This is a genomic window from Peribacillus sp. NJ4, assembly GCF_030348345.1.
Classification (GTDB): Bacteria; Bacillota; Bacilli; order Bacillales; family DSM-1321; genus Peribacillus.
On the sequence record NZ_JAUCFQ010000001.1, the window covers coordinates 1,944,786 to 1,961,201 of the forward strand.

The 16,416-nt window shown below is 41.0% G+C and carries 18 protein-coding genes, 1 pseudogene and 2 riboswitches; of the genes and pseudogenes, 14 read left to right on the forward strand and 5 right to left on the reverse strand.

Annotated elements, in window-relative coordinates:
* Nucleotides 1-260: 260 nt before the first annotated feature.
* Nucleotides 261-1,388 (forward strand): class I SAM-dependent methyltransferase, encoded by a 1,128-nt coding sequence (locus QUF94_RS09755; protein ID WP_289315674.1) that lies wholly within the window; start codon nucleotides 261-263, stop codon nucleotides 1,386-1,388.
* 55 nt (nucleotides 1,389-1,443) lie between these two features.
* On the opposite strand, the gene QUF94_RS09760 is transcribed toward QUF94_RS09755, so the two are convergent.
* Both QUF94_RS09760 and QUF94_RS09765 read right to left on the reverse strand, forming a co-directional pair.
* The gene (locus QUF94_RS09760; RefSeq protein WP_289315675.1) at nucleotides 1,444-1,686 is read right to left on the reverse strand and encodes a DUF2626 domain-containing protein; all 243 of its coding nucleotides are present in this window, start codon (nucleotides 1,684-1,686) and stop codon (nucleotides 1,444-1,446) included.
* An 85-nt stretch (nucleotides 1,687-1,771) separates the two neighbouring features.
* Nucleotides 1,772-2,473: a helix-turn-helix transcriptional regulator gene (locus QUF94_RS09765; protein WP_289315676.1), complete on the reverse strand. Its 702-nt coding sequence runs from the start codon at nucleotides 2,471-2,473 to the stop codon at nucleotides 1,772-1,774.
* A gap of 214 nt (nucleotides 2,474-2,687) precedes the next feature.
* On the opposite strand from QUF94_RS09765, the gene QUF94_RS09770 reads away from it, so the two are divergent.
* The 9 genes and pseudogenes from QUF94_RS09770 to QUF94_RS09810 all read left to right on the forward strand — a co-directional run bounded on the left by QUF94_RS09770 (nucleotide 2,688) and on the right by QUF94_RS09810 (nucleotide 7,561).
* The gene (locus tag QUF94_RS09770) at nucleotides 2,688-3,068 is read left to right on the forward strand and encodes a Spx/MgsR family RNA polymerase-binding regulatory protein (RefSeq protein ID WP_289315677.1); all 381 of its coding nucleotides are present in this window, start codon (nucleotides 2,688-2,690) and stop codon (nucleotides 3,066-3,068) included.
* 105 nt (nucleotides 3,069-3,173) lie between these two features.
* A complete protein-coding gene (comGA, locus tag QUF94_RS09775) occupies nucleotides 3,174-4,250 on the forward strand; it encodes a competence type IV pilus ATPase ComGA (RefSeq protein WP_289318336.1) in 1,077 nt (358 codons plus the stop codon).
* Nucleotides 4,234-5,268: a competence type IV pilus assembly protein ComGB gene (gene comGB, locus QUF94_RS09780; protein ID WP_289315678.1), complete on the forward strand. Its 1,035-nt coding sequence runs from the start codon at nucleotides 4,234-4,236 to the stop codon at nucleotides 5,266-5,268. Before comGA ends, comGB begins: the two co-directional genes overlap by 17 nt.
* Nucleotides 5,269-5,381: 113 nt before the next feature.
* Nucleotides 5,382-5,666: pseudogene (gene comGC, locus QUF94_RS09785) on the forward strand (competence type IV pilus major pilin ComGC); the annotation flags it as partial.
* Nucleotides 5,659-6,117 (forward strand): competence type IV pilus minor pilin ComGD, encoded by a 459-nt coding sequence (comGD, locus tag QUF94_RS09790; RefSeq protein ID WP_289315679.1) that lies wholly within the window; start codon nucleotides 5,659-5,661, stop codon nucleotides 6,115-6,117. The pseudogene comGC and the gene comGD, both read left to right, overlap by 8 nt.
* A complete protein-coding gene (locus QUF94_RS09795) occupies nucleotides 6,104-6,442 on the forward strand; it encodes a hypothetical protein (protein WP_289315680.1) in 339 nt (112 codons plus the stop codon). Before comGD ends, QUF94_RS09795 begins: the two co-directional genes overlap by 14 nt.
* Entirely contained in the window at nucleotides 6,390-6,869 is a 480-nt protein-coding gene (gene comGF, locus QUF94_RS09800; protein WP_289315681.1) for a competence type IV pilus minor pilin ComGF, read from the forward strand. Before QUF94_RS09795 ends, comGF begins: the two co-directional genes overlap by 53 nt.
* Nucleotides 6,862-7,248 carry a competence type IV pilus minor pilin ComGG gene (gene comGG, locus QUF94_RS09805; protein WP_289315682.1) on the forward strand — a complete coding sequence of 129 codons (387 nt, stop codon included), beginning with the start codon at nucleotides 6,862-6,864 and terminating at the stop codon, nucleotides 7,246-7,248. Before comGF ends, comGG begins: the two co-directional genes overlap by 8 nt.
* A gap of 127 nt (nucleotides 7,249-7,375) precedes the next feature.
* Nucleotides 7,376-7,561 carry a YqzE family protein gene (locus QUF94_RS09810; RefSeq protein WP_289315683.1) on the forward strand — a complete coding sequence of 62 codons (186 nt, stop codon included), beginning with the start codon at nucleotides 7,376-7,378 and terminating at the stop codon, nucleotides 7,559-7,561.
* Nucleotides 7,562-7,606: 45 nt separating this feature from the next.
* Here QUF94_RS09810 and QUF94_RS09815 read toward each other — a convergent pair whose 3' ends face one another.
* Both QUF94_RS09815 and QUF94_RS09820 read right to left on the reverse strand, forming a co-directional pair.
* A complete protein-coding gene (locus QUF94_RS09815; protein ID WP_289315684.1) occupies nucleotides 7,607-8,404 on the reverse strand; it encodes a YqhG family protein in 798 nt (265 codons plus the stop codon).
* On the reverse strand, nucleotides 8,382-10,070 hold the full coding sequence (locus QUF94_RS09820) for a DEAD/DEAH box helicase (RefSeq protein ID WP_289315685.1): 1,689 nt from the start codon (nucleotides 10,068-10,070) through the stop codon (nucleotides 8,382-8,384). The genes QUF94_RS09815 and QUF94_RS09820 overlap by 23 nt, the downstream gene beginning before the upstream one ends.
* A 374-nt stretch (nucleotides 10,071-10,444) precedes the next feature.
* Nucleotides 10,445-10,532: riboswitch (glycine riboswitch) on the forward strand.
* A gap of 3 nt (nucleotides 10,533-10,535) precedes the next feature.
* Nucleotides 10,536-10,619: riboswitch (glycine riboswitch) on the forward strand.
* 134 nt (nucleotides 10,620-10,753) lie between these two features.
* Here QUF94_RS09820 and gcvT point away from each other — a divergent pair.
* Genes gcvT through gcvPB form a run of 3 tightly spaced genes read left to right on the forward strand, consistent with a single transcriptional unit; the run spans nucleotide 10,754 to nucleotide 14,677 of the window.
* Complete coding sequence (gene gcvT, locus QUF94_RS09825; RefSeq protein WP_289315686.1) at nucleotides 10,754-11,860, forward strand: glycine cleavage system aminomethyltransferase GcvT; 1,107 nt, start codon at nucleotides 10,754-10,756, stop codon at nucleotides 11,858-11,860.
* Nucleotides 11,861-11,877: 17 nt separating this feature from the next.
* Nucleotides 11,878-13,224, forward strand: coding sequence for an aminomethyl-transferring glycine dehydrogenase subunit GcvPA (gene gcvPA / locus QUF94_RS09830; RefSeq protein WP_289315687.1), 1,347 nt, complete (start codon nucleotides 11,878-11,880; stop codon nucleotides 13,222-13,224).
* Nucleotides 13,217-14,677 (forward strand): aminomethyl-transferring glycine dehydrogenase subunit GcvPB, encoded by a 1,461-nt coding sequence (gene gcvPB / locus QUF94_RS09835; protein ID WP_289315688.1) that lies wholly within the window; start codon nucleotides 13,217-13,219, stop codon nucleotides 14,675-14,677. The genes gcvPA and gcvPB overlap by 8 nt, the downstream gene beginning before the upstream one ends.
* A 159-nt stretch (nucleotides 14,678-14,836) precedes the next feature.
* Here the strand turns inward: gcvPB and QUF94_RS09840 are convergent, their stop codons facing one another.
* Entirely contained in the window at nucleotides 14,837-15,220 is a 384-nt protein-coding gene (locus tag QUF94_RS09840; RefSeq protein ID WP_289315689.1) for a rhodanese-like domain-containing protein, read from the reverse strand.
* A 214-nt stretch (nucleotides 15,221-15,434) separates the two neighbouring features.
* Between QUF94_RS09840 and QUF94_RS09845 the strand changes: the two genes are divergently transcribed.
* Entirely contained in the window at nucleotides 15,435-16,271 is an 837-nt protein-coding gene (locus QUF94_RS09845) for a lipoate--protein ligase family protein (protein ID WP_289315690.1), read from the forward strand.
* Nucleotides 16,272-16,416: the final 145 nt, after the last annotated feature.

Consider the following 16,416-nt stretch of genomic DNA (forward strand, 5'->3'; position numbering starts at 1 on the left):
TTACGGGACTTCCTGGGAGTGGATGACTTTCCTGATTCCTGCTCTGAAATAAGATGCTTATTTTAATGTTGGTTTTAGGGAGAACATTCCTTTTTTTCGATTAAAGTTATCAAGGTGCATCTTTTATGAATTGTGTCAAAAAAAGTGAACCTTCTGTGAACTTTAAAATACAGTTTTTTGCATGTGGTCGATAAAAAAACTTATTCATGATATAGAACCTATTTTTATTAAAGATAAAGGAAGGTTTAATTTTCCAATTGATGAAAGAGCGTGGAGACGGAGGCATTGTGTTGAAAAATCACTTGAAGGAATTGATTGCAAGCAGCCCCCAAAGGAGAATTTCCTATCATGACTATATGGATGCTGTTTTATATACACCAAATATAGGCTACTATGTGCGCGAAAAAGAAAAGATTGGCTCAAGAGGGGATTTTTATACGTCTGGTAATGTAGGGGATGCATTTGGGAGGTCACTTGCCAGATGGTTCGTTTATTTAATAAAAATGTGCGGAGTTTCACCAAGAATCATCGAAGTCGGTGCTGGGGATGGTAAGCTGGCTTATGACATCCTCGTTTTCATAAAAGAAATGGAACCGCTTATATGGGACTCCCTGACTTATATCCTGGTCGATGGCAGTCCGTATCATAGAAAGATCCAGCAAGAACGTGTAGGGATGTTCAAACAGGCAGTTTCTGTTGCCAGTTTAGAAAAATGGACGAAAGTAAATGGAATCGTCTTTTCAAATGAACTTTTCGACGCGTTGCCTGTACATGTCATTGAAAAGTATAAAGGAGCGCTTGTAGAGGTATTCGTTGCTGAAAAGGAAGGCGATTTGGTAGAAGTGAGGGAACCTTTGGTCAACCCTGGCATTCTATCTTACCTTACAGAACGAAACATCACATTAAATGAAAGACAACGATACGAAGTTCCGCTTAAAATGGTCCAGGAATATGAGAATATCATTTCCCATATCGATTCGGGCATGCTCCTTACAATTGATTATGGTTATACCGAACGGGAATGGAAGGAGCCAACCCACCTTCAAGGGAGCTTGAGGGGCTATTATCAGCATGAAATGATCAAAGATCCACTTATGTATCCTGGTGATATGGATTTGACGACACATATCCATTTTGACACATTAATCGAAATCGGAAAAAGAAAGGGTTTTTCCAATCAGGGGCTTTTTCTTCAAAATGAATTCCTGATTAAAGCTGGGATACTTGAGGAATTGAAGGACCACCAAGGAACTGATCCATTCTCCAAAACGGCAAAGCGTAATCGTGCAATTCGGGGGCTAATCGTTCCAGGGGGATTTAGTGAACATTTCAGAGTGTTGCTTCAATCGAAGAATTTAGCTGAAGATGCAAAGATCCTCCCTGAATGAGGACAAGTAAAAACCCATGAATTAAAATTCATGGGTTATGTAATATTGCTTGTTCTTAATGCGCAGTACCCGGAGTCATCATAAATACGCTCCAGTAGGAAAATCCTACAAAGAAAACGGTAAGATAGGCGCCGAAAACATAAATATACATGCGCTCAGATAATTTCAAATAACTTAAAAGTACGAAAAAGCCGGTTTGTGCAAAGAAAAGTAATGACGTTTGATGCATATGGCCAAGATAAAAGAAAATTGCCATAATTCCTGTCCAAAATCCACATACTCTGAACATGCGTTCCATCCGAATCCCTCCTTATGTCTAGTCGTGTACATTCTAAATAATTATAAATGAGATTGTAAGGTAATGTAAAGGATGCCTTTTGTTTCTATGTGAGAACCGAAGCCTGATAAGAGCATGTTGCGCAATTAGACATCATATTTTCTAATTCCACCATATGGACATTTTCAAACAAGGCTTCGAACATACCTTTTAAAAATGAATTGTGCATGGAACAGATTGCTCCTGGTTCTAATTCAGTAACTTCCTTAAACGGGCAATTGTAGATACTGAAGTAGATTTTATTTTCTTCTTCGCTAGCTTGTATTTCAGGCGACAAGCCTGCAATGGTAGCCGCATTTTTAAGCATGTTGACTTTTTCCGCAAAAGCGATTTGATCGATCGGTGTTGAGTTCATGGATAGTTGCTGATTGATCAATTCCTCTCCGAATACTTTTCCCGTTTCATAAAGAGCCTGTTTTCCTGGTTCCCCTAATGTCATAATCGTCTGGATTGCAATCTTTGAAAGGAGCTGATAGTTCCTATATGGAAAATTAAGCTGAATGACTTTATCAGACAATCGATAAAGTCTGCTAGGGCGACCGCCTTTCCCAGTTTTACGGGCATCAGAGGTCAACATATCGATATCTTCCAGTTTTGACAAATGTAGACGGGCCACATTGGGATGGATTTTAAAAGAATCGGCGATTTGCTGAACCGATACATCTCCATGGCTTTTCACTATATGTTGATATATATAATATCTGGTGGGATCTGCTAACACGTTTGTTATTCTTAACGTTTGTTCCATTTTACCCTCCTCATGTTCCATAGATTAACTATGTTCATTATAATGCAGGAAGAAAAAAATGGAATAATAGAAATGGCAAACTCCCCTTAGTTTAAAAAAAGTTCACAATTCAAACGGTTTTATAAGGTAAAATAATATACAACAATTGTACAAATGTTATACAATCATTATATGGGTGATTATATATACAAAATGTGAACGGGGAGTGATAAGTATGCAACAGTTAACATTCTTTTCGTACCCAAGTTGTACATCTTGCCGAAAAACAAAAAAATGGTTAAAGGCCAATCATGTTTCCTTCGATGAGCGACATTTATTCAGGGAAACTCCAACAGTAGCAGAGTTAAAAAGAATTCTTGAATTGACAACGGAAGGACTTGATGAAGTCTTGGCAACCAGAAGTGAAGCTTACAAAGGCTTACATATTAATATTGACGAAATGATGCTTTCTGATGTCATCCAATTATTAACAAAAGAACCGAAGTTATTAAGAAGGCCCATCCTTATCAACGGGGAAAAACTGGTGATTGGTCATAATGAGGACGCATTAAGAAATTTGGTATCACACAGGATTAATTTGAAAATGAGCATGTAAGTCGATTCTCGAAGTTTCCTTTCGGGGGTTTTTTTATTCATAAGCAGGAATTTGTCGTGGATTGTCGAATTCATACAACAAGAAACATAGGAGGTGATGAATGAATTGATATCGATTGAAAAGACCGCAGAAAAAATACTTACCCGTGCCATAAAGTTATCAGCATCGGATATCCACATTTTTTTTCGCAGGGAGGGGCCTCTCATCCAATTCAGGATAGACAATAAACTCGTTCCCCAGGAAACATTATCATTCTTTGAAGCTGAAAGGCTGATAGCCCATTTGAAGTTCCTTGCCGCAATGGACATAGGGGAGAAAAGGAGACCCCAGAGTGGTGCCATCACCATCAATTTGGCTAACCAAGTGGTTGGACTCCGCCTTTCCACTCTACCCACTTCCTATCTCGAAAGTTTGGTCATCCGCTTAATACCCCAACAGAATATCCTTCCTCTAGAACAGTTATCCTTATTTCCAAACACCGTTCAAAAATTGATTGCACTTTTGAAGCATTCCCATGGCATGCTCATATTTACCGGTCCGACCGGCAGTGGGAAAACCACGACACTATATTCCCTGCTTCATCATGCCCATGAGATAATCAATCGAAATATCATAACGCTTGAAGATCCCATTGAAAATGTATCTGAAAAGGTACTGCAAGTCCAAATCAATGAAAAGGCGGGCATTACTTATTCTGTCGGTCTTAAAGCTGTGCTAAGGCATGATCCCGACGTGATCATGGTAGGGGAAGTCAGGGATGCCGAAACGGCCAAAATCGCAGTGCGTGCAGCTCTAACCGGCCATTTGATACTTACAACCATGCATACAAGGGATGCACAGGGTGCTATCTCCAGGTTACTTGAATTTGGTGTCAGCTTGCTTGAGATTGAACAGAGTTTGATTGGCGTGACAGCACAGCGGCTGGTTGAATTGAGGTGTCTGCCATGTAATGGGGACTGTGCTTTTGCTTGCCAAATGACTGCCAGGAATAAAAGGGCAAGTGTGTATGAATTGCTTTATGGAAAAAGCCTGGCCGAGGTTCTCCGGATGATGGGGGATGAAAAAGGAAAGGCAACGGCCAGCTACCGCCTATTGAAGGATGAAATAGGAAAAGCTGTTGCGATGGGCTATGTGGATTCGCAGGAATATGAACGGCTTGTATACCATGAAGCTAAAAACTAAATGGAAGTTAAAAGAACAGGCGGTCTTTATTTCGAAGCTAGGTGAATTATTACATCATGGTTATCCCTTGGCGGAAGCTTTACATTTTCTCGAATTTCAGGAATCAAAGAATAAAGCGGAAGACTTCACTCTGGCCATAAAGGAATTAAGGAACGGTTACCCGTTGCATCAAGTGCTAACCCATCTTAATTTTCATCCGCAGCTTGTAAGTTATATATTTTATGGAGAGCAATACGGCGACCTGGATCGGGCATTGAAAGAGGGAGGGCGATATTGGAAGAAAAGAACGGAGGATATGGATAAAGTAAAAAAGTTAATGGTGTATCCCGTATTCTTAATCTTTTTTGTAAGCATCGTTTTTTACATTCTTCAGAGTGTTCTCCTTCCTAAATTCCAGACCATCTATTTCACGATGGATGTTGAACAGAATACAATCTTGAAATTACTGTCAGCTTCTACATTCATTCTTCCGGCTCTCCCCTTCATTTTTCTCGTATCGCTCCTATTCTTGTTTGTACTCAAACGATTTTGGTTTAACGGATTATGCCCATTACGGCAGCGGAGGATTTTGATGGGAATTCCGATATTAGGAACCTTCATCAAGTTATACGAAACTTATTTTTTTGCAAGCCAATTCAGTGGCTTACTTTCCGGAGGGTTATCGATTAACGACAGCATCAAATTATTCTCTATAAATCAGCAGCAGCCTTTTTACCAAAAACTATGCTCGATCATTAAGGATGACCTTATCGAGGGCAGGTCGCTTGAAATGATCTTTCGTGAACTCCCCTATTTTGATGGGAATTTACCGGTGGTCGTTGCAAATGGTCAAAGATATGGCAGACTTGATGCGGAGCTACTTCATTACAGTCGTTTTTTACTGGAGAAAATTGAAGAGAGAATGAATGCAGTCTTGAAAATCATTCAGCCCCTTATGTTTTTACTGATAGGTATTGTGATCGTGTCCATTTATTTAGCGGTTTTGCTGCCGATGTTCTCTCTGCTCGAAGGTATATAGAATCTGATTTTTGCATTCTGGAGGTGAAATTGCTCTGAAACCATCTAATCCATCTGGTATTCAGATGGTTTCAGGAGCAGGATGATATGATGAAGAAAGTGATGAATGAATGAGGTTTTACACTAATTGAGATGCTCATTGTTTTACTTGTAATATCCATTCTTTTGATTATTACAATACCCAATATCACGAAGAACCAATCGACAATCCAGTCTAAAGGGTGTGAAGCATTCGTGAAAATGGCTCAAGCACAGGTTCAGGCATATGAGATCGACAATGCTAAACTGCCCGTAAGTATCAGTGAATTGGAAAGCCAAGGCTATCTCAAACAGACATCCTGTCCTAATGGCGATGATATTAGTTTGGATAGCAAAGGAAAGATAACGGTCGTTGAGTAGGAGAAAAGTGAATGCACGGCGCTCCAATGGCGGGTATACCCTGTCTGAAACCCTTATAGTCCTCGTTATTTTTGTACTCCTGATTTCCATCAGTCCAAATTTATATCCAAGCTTCACTAAAGGAATGGAAAATAGGCTATTCATTTCCCGGTTCCATGAAGATCTTTTCCATGCACAGCAGTATGCCATCAGTCATGAGAGCCTGATTTACCTCCAGATTGATAATAACAAAAAGGTTTATACCATTTTGTCTTATAAGGAGGGAATCGTTCTAGAGAGAAGCATACCAAAGGATATACAGTTTTTAAATGGCACATTAGGGTTCAGCTTTCATTTTAATCAGTTTGGAAATGCTTCAAAAGCAGGAACGATGATCATTGACACTTCAAAAGGACAGTATAAATTGGTCCTCAATATAGGTAAAGGGAGGTTCAGGATTGAGAAATTGTAAAGGTTACGTCTACCTTGAGCTGATGGCCGCATTTTCCGTTTGTATTTTCTTGATCCTTTCCATTTTACCGATTATTGACGAGTTAATCACGCGTCGGAAAGATATCGTCATTAGGACAGAAGCCCACCATTTATTATATGAAAGATTGACGGCTTTCATGGATGGGGAGATACAAGCAATTGGACAGGAAATCATCAACAAAAAAAAATCCTATGAATTGATTTGGAAGGATCATGGGGATTTCCCGGGGATGATTGAAGGGTGTGTACGTTATGAAAATGAATCGGGTAAATTTGAAACCATTTGTGATGCTGCGAAAAGATGATGGTTTTACGATGATAGAATTGCTTTTTTCTTTAATGATCTTAATGACGACGTCCCTTTTTGTCCTACAGCTTTTTTCAATCATTCACACCCAGATGAGATCCATTGAAAAATTGCATCCTAAAGAGTGGGAGGTCTTTACCATGCAAATGAAGCAGGAGGTCCGGAGTTCCAAAGTTCAGGATGTAATGGGAAATAAATTATATTTGCTTTCAGGTGAACAATTATCATCCATTGAACAATATGAAGATAAGGTCCGAAGGAGAGTGAATGGTAAGGGGCATGAGGTCATCTTGCAGAACATTTCGGAATTCCAGGTTGAGAAGGATGGAAGTGTCATTGTTCTAAATATAACGGATAAAGCAGGGACTACTTTCAGTCGAAGATTTCATCCTTTCTTAAGACATGTGACGAAAGTCGATGAATAATCAAAAAGGAGTCGTTTTCCCGATGGTCATGATTGTAGCGAGTGTTTTCATCATGTTCACGATATTAATGATCGATCAGTTTATCATCGATAAAATGTTTTATAAAGAAGTGGAAGAATCGCTTGTGGCCGATCATCTTGTCCACCTTGCCGTTAAGGATGTGACGTCAGAGTGGGGGGAAGAGGTCCCGGAAATCATCCAGGGGGAAATTTTATACCCCAATGGTACGGTGCGATATTCCTTAATGGAGGAAGACGGTCCTTACGTCTATATAGAATTTTCATCGACGACTAAAAATGACCGAAGGGGTAGGGTCATCATTCAATACGATACAGAAGCGGGGCGAGTGATACAATGGATAGAAAAGCAGGCTGTGTAATACGTAAAATACACAGTCTTTTATAAAGGTTCAATCATGTTCAAGCGATAGATTCGCGTGTTTAGGGAACAAGTGAAGGAATAAAACAAGCGTAAACCGGGCATACTTTGTTTAGGGTGATTTTTATATGTCTACAAACGCTTATATTAAATATCTGACGCAACAGCTTGTCGAATATTTTAATCTGACCAAAAAAGAACGAAAAGAAAAGCGACGTCATAGAAAAGAGGATAAAAACCATGGTATGTCCCATTGGTTTGGCATTGTCCCTTTTGCTTTGTCGATGTTCTTAAGGAAAAATATCAAGAAATAGAACAGATGTCCTTAAATTAGGACATCTGCTTTTTTATTAAGGATCCTATCCCAACGCCCTATCTGAAAGGTAAAATAAACCTCCATTGATGATGGATATTCGGATGTTCGGTTCATATTGTGCTTTTAAGGCTTCTTTTTCGGTAAAATAGCTCTCACTTTTTTCGTCCATATCCTTGTAAAAATGCTCCAATAAATTCAAGTCATTCTGCCAGCGAAGCATTGCTTCTTCCGCCCAAGAATGGTCATCATCCTCGAAACTGGTTCTGATGTATGTATCCAGTCTTGCCAATCCACTCTTGGGCATGATGAGCGGTGAAAGCGTAAAGGAATAATCCGGAATTTTTGGGGTGACCTTAACCGGTAAAACCCGATGGTGAAAGCTTTCCATGATCTCGCCTGAGATTAAATTCAATCCGATGGACATAAATGTATCTTTTTTACGATCGCATTGATAGGATATTTTCACATTAAGGGTTAGCCAAGGAAACAATGGATTATTCCCGCCTTTTGATGGAGGAGTATCCTCAAAAAGTCTAGTATACCCTGCCAGATTTTTTGTTGATTGAATAATTTGATGAAGGCGAGGGGAGCCAAAATGAATCATTTCTCCCTTTAAATCGGGTGGAGAATGTTCTGGGTCGGTAATGAAAGTCATCTGGGCTGGGTTCGGAATGCCACCCGTTTTTTCTAGATAGTGCCAATAAAAGGGTCTGTTCATTAATTCTTTATCCATTTCAATTGTCAGTTGAACGGTAAGGTGGGTGGGTGTATTATCCAGTATTTCACAATCATTGGCTTTAAAGTAAGTTAATAAAAAATCATGAATTTCCCGTTGCTGCATGAACCTCACCTTCCTTCATGGATTGAGCGAATTGAATTAACGATGAAAAATTATCCATCTTGATTTTCATTTCGCCCTCTGTTTTGGACTCGCCGACTACATCAATTAAGTATTCTTCAATGTTGTTAATTTCCAGTTTGGTTAGAATATCATCCAGTTCACCAATTACTTTTTCAAATAAATTAATTTTTTCGTATAGTAACTTCAGAATATGTTCTTCAACTGTATTTTTCGTGGCAAAGTTATAAATCATGACATCTTCTTCCTGACCAAGCCGGTGAATCCGCCCAATTCTTTGCTCGAGTCTCATGGGGTTCCATGGCAGGTCAAAATTAATCAAGTGATGGCAAAACTGAAGGTTTATCCCTTCCCCGCCGGCTTCGGTTGCGATTAATACCTGTATTTTCTTTTGGAATAATTCGCGCATCCAGTCTTTCTTTCCACGCTTAAATCCGCCTCGGAAAGGGACTGAAGAAATCCCATTCTGTTGCAGGTACCATTGCAGATAAAGCTGGGTCGCTCGGTATTCGGTAAAGATAATCACTTTGTCATCAATTTTCTTGATCAGTTCCAAAGCTTTTTCAGCTTTGGAGTTCTGAACCGTTTCGTTCACTTTAGAAAATAAATCATCAAGCTTTGCCAAAAAGTCAGGGGAAGGCTGGTCGTATTTTGCTTTCATATTTTTTAAAGTATAAAAGACTGCCTCCCTGCTGCTGCAGGCTTCCCTTTGGAGAGTGAGAGCTGAAAAAGCGCTTCCTTTTGTTCCATCCGAAATAGGCTTGAATTTGGAAACGGCATCGTACAATGCCTGCTCGGTTGGAGAAAATTCAATGGTGATGGTTTCCACATGCCTTTTTGTCCATTCAATACCAGTATCGGCCCGCCGGTTTCGTATCATAACAGTGTTGACCAGTTCCTTTAGGTGTTCATCTTCAATTATGTTCCGGCCTTTCCCTTTATATTTTTCCGAAAAGAGTGAGGCATTTCCCAAGTGGCCTGGTTTCAATAACGAAACGAGGTGGAAAATTTCCTCGACTTTATTTTGAATGGGAGTAGCTGTCAGGAGTAAACAAAATTTCTTTTTCAGATTTTGGACGAATTCATAGTTCTTCGTCTTATTATTTTTAAGTTTATGAGCTTCGTCAATAATGATGAAGTCATATTCCTGATTGAAAATGATTTCACGATGTGGATCGCGTTTCGCTGTATCAATGGATGAAATGACCACATCACAGGAGTCCCAAACATAACTTTTTCTCTGAACGACTGCCGGAATATGAAACTTGGTATTCAATTCAAAAGCCCATTGTGTGACAAGTGAGGCCGGTACAAGGATCAATACTTTTTTTACAAGGCCTCTAATCATATATTCTTTTAGGATCAAGCCGGCTTCAATTGTTTTTCCGAGCCCTACCTCATCAGCTAAAATGGCCTTTCCATTCATCTTTTCCACCACTTGCTTTGCTGCTTCCAATTGGTGGGGGAGCGGGGTTAACTGCGGAAGGTGCTTGGGCGCCTGTAATCCCTCAAAATCAGGGATGATGAGATTTTCCTCCATTTGAACCGCCAACTTATAAAGCTCCCAATTTCCCCATGGACCATCATTTTCCATCTTTTGCAGAAACTCGTCATTCCATTCAGAATTGAAGGATATATTGATTTTCATAGAAATAACTCCCTCTTAAATCATAATTTCCTTAATAAAAGGTCAAAACCCGAACATTTCATATGTGAAGTAAGAAAAATATTTCTCCTCAAAAGATATTGCAGAGATAAGTTTCTTAGGGTAGGATATAAGTATATTTAGAAAATTCCAATTTCCAAACGCTGTAAAGAATCTTTGTATTTCGGTTTTGCAGTTCGCGTTTTCTTAGTATGCGCTACAGGCTCCTATTTTATCCAAGATACTGAAGGAGATCATTCAAATGGTTCCTGAAGTTTTAGGAGAGTTGGCAGAGAATGCATTCCATGATGCTCAAAGGTTTTACTAATGCTTAGGGCTTATTCGCTTACTTTCATTGGTAGACCATTTATATGCGGGTGAAGATAAGGGGAGAGACTACGGATGTAGCGCCGAAGGAGCAAACTTAGCAGTGAATCTCTCAGGCAAAAGAACTCTTATTGGACGCAACTCTGGAGAGCGCCGCCCATTTTGGGACGGCCACCAAAGGGGAAAACCTATTATATAGGTAAACTTTCAGGTTTCAGGACAGAGAAAAAGCTCAAACGGGCTTTCTCTGTCCTTTTTTGTGCTTTTTTCACATCATGAATCAGGATATCTGATGCGTAATGACAAGAAGCTTTGATAATGAAGCCATTTAAATTAAAAAATCTGAGGGGGGTCATTTTTTGACCAATTTAAAAAGAACACCACTATTTGAAGTTTATCGTGAATGCGGCGGTAAAACGATCGATTTTGGCGGTTGGGAACTTCCTGTCCAATTTTCGGGTATAAAGGACGAACATGAAGCCGTACGTACAAAAGCGGGGTTATTCGATGTTTCCCACATGGGGGAAGTTGATGTTAAGGGTCCTGGGAGCCTTTCCTTTTTACAGAAGATGATGACTAATGATATATCAAAGCTACAACAGGGCGGTGCCCAATATACGGCTATGTGCTATGAAAACGGCGGGACTGTTGATGATCTCATCGTTTATAAGAGGGCTGAAGACGACTATCTGCTCGTGGTCAACGCAGCGAATACAGATAAAGATTTCGATTGGCTGCAAGCTAATCTACCGGAAGATGTCCAAATCACGAATGTATCGAGTCACTATACACAGCTAGCACTTCAAGGGCCATCTGCAGAGAAGATATTACAAAAACTATCAGAAAATACTGCCTTAAGTGAAATTGGATTTTTCAAGTTCAAGGAAAATGTCATGATAAATGGTATCTCCACGATGGTATCCCGTACCGGATATACTGGTGAAGATGGTTTTGAGATATATAGCGACAGTGAAAACGGTCCTGCCCTTTGGAAGGCGATTCTGGATGCCGGAAAGGAAGAAGGGATTCAGCCGATTGGTTTAGGTGCTCGTGATACCCTGCGTTTTGAAGCGAAACTTCCGCTGTATGGGCAGGAACTTTCAGCGGACATCACCCCAATAGAGGCCGGGATCGGTTTTGCGGTAAAAGTGGATAAGGAAGCAGATTTTTTCGGGAAAGCCGTTCTTTCTGAACAAAAGGAGAAAGGGGCTCCCCGCAAGCTTGTGGGAATTGAAATGATTGACCGTGGCATTCCACGTCATGGGTATAAGGTCTACAGCGGGGACAAAGTCATTGGCGAGGTCACGACTGGTACCCAATCACCAACGTTGAAGAAGAACGTAGGGTTGGCACTTATCGATAAGGAATTTTCGGTGCTGGATGCGGAAGTCGAAGTGGAAATTCGATCCAAACGTTTGAAAGCCGTTATCATACAAACACCTTTTTATAAAAAACCACGTAAATAGAGGGGAATGGTCATTAGATGAAACATCGTTATTTACCCATGACAGAGCAAGATAAACAAGAAATGCTTGAAGTGATAGGTGTACCTACTGTTGAAGAACTTTTCAATGATATCCCTGAAAGTGTTCGTTTTCAAGGCGAATACGATATCAAGCCCGCTAAATCGGAACCTGCCTTAATGAAAGAATTATCAAAGCTTGCTGCCAAGAATGCGGATCTTAAAAACTATGCTTCCTTCCTTGGTGCGGGTGTCTATGACCATTATGCACCGGTCATCGTCGATCATGTTCTTTCCCGTTCTGAGTTTTATACGGCTTATACACCCTATCAGCCTGAAATTTCACAGGGCGAGCTTCAGGCCATCTTTGAATATCAAACGATGATTTGTGAATTGACGGGTATGGATGTGGCTAACTCCTCCATGTATGACGGCGGGACAGCGCTAGCTGAAGCAGCCATGCTTGCTTCAGGTCAGACACGACGCAAGAAGATTCTCATTTCAGGGACGGTTCATCCTGAATCAAGAGAAGTTGTTAAGACCTATGCGAAAGGACAACGCGTGGAAGTGATCGAAATTCCTTATAAAGACGGTGTGACGGATATGGCCGCCTTAAGGGAGTTGGTGAAAGATGATATTGCAGGAGTGATTGTGCAATATCCGAACTTTTTTGGCCGTATCGAGCCATTGAAAGAAATGGAAGAAATCATTCATGGCGTCAAGTCCATGTTTATCGTTTCCAGTAATCCGCTTGCACTGGGAGCCTTGACATCCCCTGGTGCCCTCGGTGCAGATATCGTAACGGGGGATGCTCAGCCATTCGGCATTCCAGCAGCATTCGGTGGACCTCATTGTGGATATTTTGCCGTTACGAATAAACTTGTACGGAAAGTTCCGGGCAGACTCGTCGGTCAAACAGTGGATGAAAATGGAAAAAGGGGTTTTGTGCTGACGCTTCAAGCTCGTGAGCAGCACATTCGCCGTGATAAGGCCACATCCAACATTTGTTCCAATCAAGCGTTGAACGCCTTGGCAGCTTCTGTTGCAATGACCGCTCTTGGGAAAAAGGGGGTCAAAGAAATGGCCGTGCAAAATATTCAAAAAGCGCATTATGCGAAAAAAGCTATTGAGGCAAAAGGGATAAAAGTAATGTTCGACGGTCCTTCGTTTAATGAATTTGTCATTAAACTGCCTGCTTCGTTTTCAGAAATCAATAAAAACCTATTTGAAAAAGGGATGATCGGCGGCTTTGATTTAGGAAAGGTTTATCCTGAGCTGGAAGACCATATGCTGGTCGCGGTAACGGAACTTAGAACAAAAGAAGAAATTGATGCACTTGCGCAGGAATTGGGGGATCAACATGAATAATCAAGATCAATCACTCATTTTTGAAATCAGTACATCCGGTCGAATCGGGTATAGTCTGCCAGAAATGGATGTTGCAACTACTCCGCTCGAAGAAATTCTTCCTGCCGACTACATCCGTGAAGAAGAGGCTGAGCTTCCTGAGGTGTCCGAATTGGATATCATGCGTCACTATACAGCACTTTCCAAACGGAATCATGGAGTGGATTCGGGTTTTTATCCGCTGGGTTCATGCACGATGAAATATAATCCGAAAATAAATGAAAATGTGGCACGCTTTAACGGTTTCGCCCATATCCATCCATATCAAGATCCGAGTACTGTTCAGGGAGCCTTGGGACTATTATTTGATTTGCAGGAACATCTAACGGAAATCACAGGGATGGATCAAGTGACATTACAGCCTGCAGCAGGTGCACACGGTGAATGGACAGGGTTGATGATGATTCGCGCTTTTCACGAAGCTAATGGCGATACAGAACGGACGAAAGTGATCGTACCCGATTCTGCACACGGTACGAATCCAGCTTCTGCCACTGTGGCCGGACTTGAAACGATAACAGTGAAATCCGATGAAAACGGGTTAGTCGACCTTGAGGATTTAAAGCGTGTTGTGGGACCAGATACGGCGGCTTTGATGCTGACGAACCCCAATACGTTGGGATTGTTTGAAGAGAACATTTTGGAAATGGCACAACTTGTCCATGATGCCGGTGGGAAGCTTTATTATGATGGTGCCAATCTGAATGCAGTACTTTCAAAAGCACGCCCGGGTGACATGGGCTTTGATGTGGTTCACTTAAATCTCCATAAAACATTCACTGGCCCGCATGGCGGCGGCGGTCCGGGTTCTGGCCCTGTAGGGGTAAAGTCGGATTTGATTCCTTACTTGCCTAAACCGCTTGTGGTCAAACAAGATGAGCAATTCGTTCTTGATTATGATCGCCCGCAATCCATTGGCAGGGTAAAACCCTACTATGGGAATTTCGGGATAAACGTAAGGGCTTATACGTACATTCGTTCAATGGGTCCTGATGGCCTTAAAGCCGTCACCGAGAATGCGGTCCTCAATGCAAATTATATGATGCGTAGGTTGGAACCATTTTTTGACCTACCATATAATCGTCATTGTAAGCACGAATTCGTATTAAGCGGACGTCGGCAAAAGAAATTGGGAGTCAGGACTCTCGACATAGCCAAAAGATTGCTGGATTTCGGGTATCATCCTCCAACCATTTACTTCCCGTTGAACGTGGAAGAAGGAATGATGATAGAACCGACCGAAACGGAGTCCAAGGAAACTCTGGATGCATTCATCGATGCAATGATCCAGATTGCCAAGGAAGCGGAGGAAACTCCGGAAATCGTTCAGGAAGCTCCGCATACGACCGTTATAAAGCGGCTTGATGAAACTCTTGCTGCAAGAAAACCGGTTCTGCGTTTTCAAGCCGACTGAAAGCTTACATGAAAAACCCCCTGCCGGACGGCGGGGGTTTTCATGTTTATGTATCTTGTAAAGAACTAATCAAAGTCAATGAGTTAACTTTCATTTTCATTGAGCCCGCATTGAACATGTAGACGTTTTAATTAAAAAGAGCCCATGCGGAGATGGGTCTTATTTCTTTGCTTTGATTTTCCCAGTCCACATTTTGAAACCGCCTTTTAGGTGAAAAAGTTCCTTGTAGCCCTTTTTGTATAGCATGGCTGCAGCTCTTCCGCTGATGATTTCGCTTTGAGCGTACAAGTATACAGGCTTGTCCGGCCTAATTTCGACCAAGCGAGTTTTCATTTGCGTCATAGGGATGTTTCTTGCGCCTAAGATATGACCATTATCAAAATCATTCGGTTCCCGAACATCGATCAGCTGCACTTTTCTGTAGTTAGCGATAAATTCGTCCTGTGTTAATGTTTTAACGATTTTACGCTGGCGGTACCAATTAAAAAGTGAATACGCAATAACCACTCCCAAGATGATGAGCAGTGTATATAATAATTCCAAACATTAAAACTCCCTTCTACCTTAACGAATACAGACAATACTTATTATATAATTGCTTTACTTAATAATCAAAAAGAATTTTCATCAAATTCTTTATCGACTTGATAGCACTTTCTTTTTTAGAGTGTTAAAGTCTGTTAAACTACTACATGTGAGTTTTTTGTGGGGTATAACGTAATTACTGAAAAACAGTCTATTGAAACGAGGGTTTAGGATGACTAAAGAAAAATGGGGTTTTATAGATTCTGGAAATTGTTCACCGGCTTTTAATATGGCGATGGACGAAGCGCTTTTAAATTGGCAAAGCAAAGGGGAAATTCCGCCAATCATACGCTTTTATGGTTGGGATCCAGCGACATTGTCGATTGGTTATTTTCAAAAGGCAGAAGCGGAAATCGATATGGAAGAGGTCAAAAGGCAAGGCCTCGGTTTTGTTCGCAGACCAACAGGAGGACGAGCGGTGCTGCACGAGCATGAATTGACTTATAGCGTAATCGTTCCAGAATCCTATCCGGGAATGCCAACTACCGTTACTGAAGCATATCGCGTCATATCCGAAGGAATATTAATGGGGTTCAGGAATCTTGGATTGGATGCTTATTTTGCTGTGCCTCAAACCGAGCAGGAAAAAGCGGCTTTAAAAGCGCCCAAGTCTTCCGTCTGCTTTGATGCTCCAAGCTGGTATGAACTGGTTGTTGAGGGCAGGAAGGTCGCTGGCAGCGCACAAACCAGGCAAAAGGGCGTCATCCTTCAACACGGGGCCATTTTGCTTGAACTTGATGATGAAAAGCTCTTTAGCGTATTTAAATTCTCAAATGACAGGGTTAAAGAGAGAATGCAAAAAAACTTAAAAAACAAAGCTGTAGCCATGAATGACATTGCCGGAAGAAAGATTACCATCCCCGAAGCGAAAGTTGCTTTTGAAAAAGGTTTTGCCGAAGGACTATCGATCGATCTAGAACCATACGTCCTCACTGAACAACAATTGCTGGAAGTGAAGGCCATTGCAGAAAGCAAATATGAAAGCGATGAATGGAATTTCATGAGATAGAAGAAGCAGAATAATTAAAGTGGAAAATAAAAAAGTTTTTTCAGATTTGTTTACCAAATAAGCTATTCCTTGCAGGAATAAGTCCTAAAAGGGATGGGGAAAAAGCAAGGTCCAAATTAATTGAAATCTGATGAAAAATTATCGT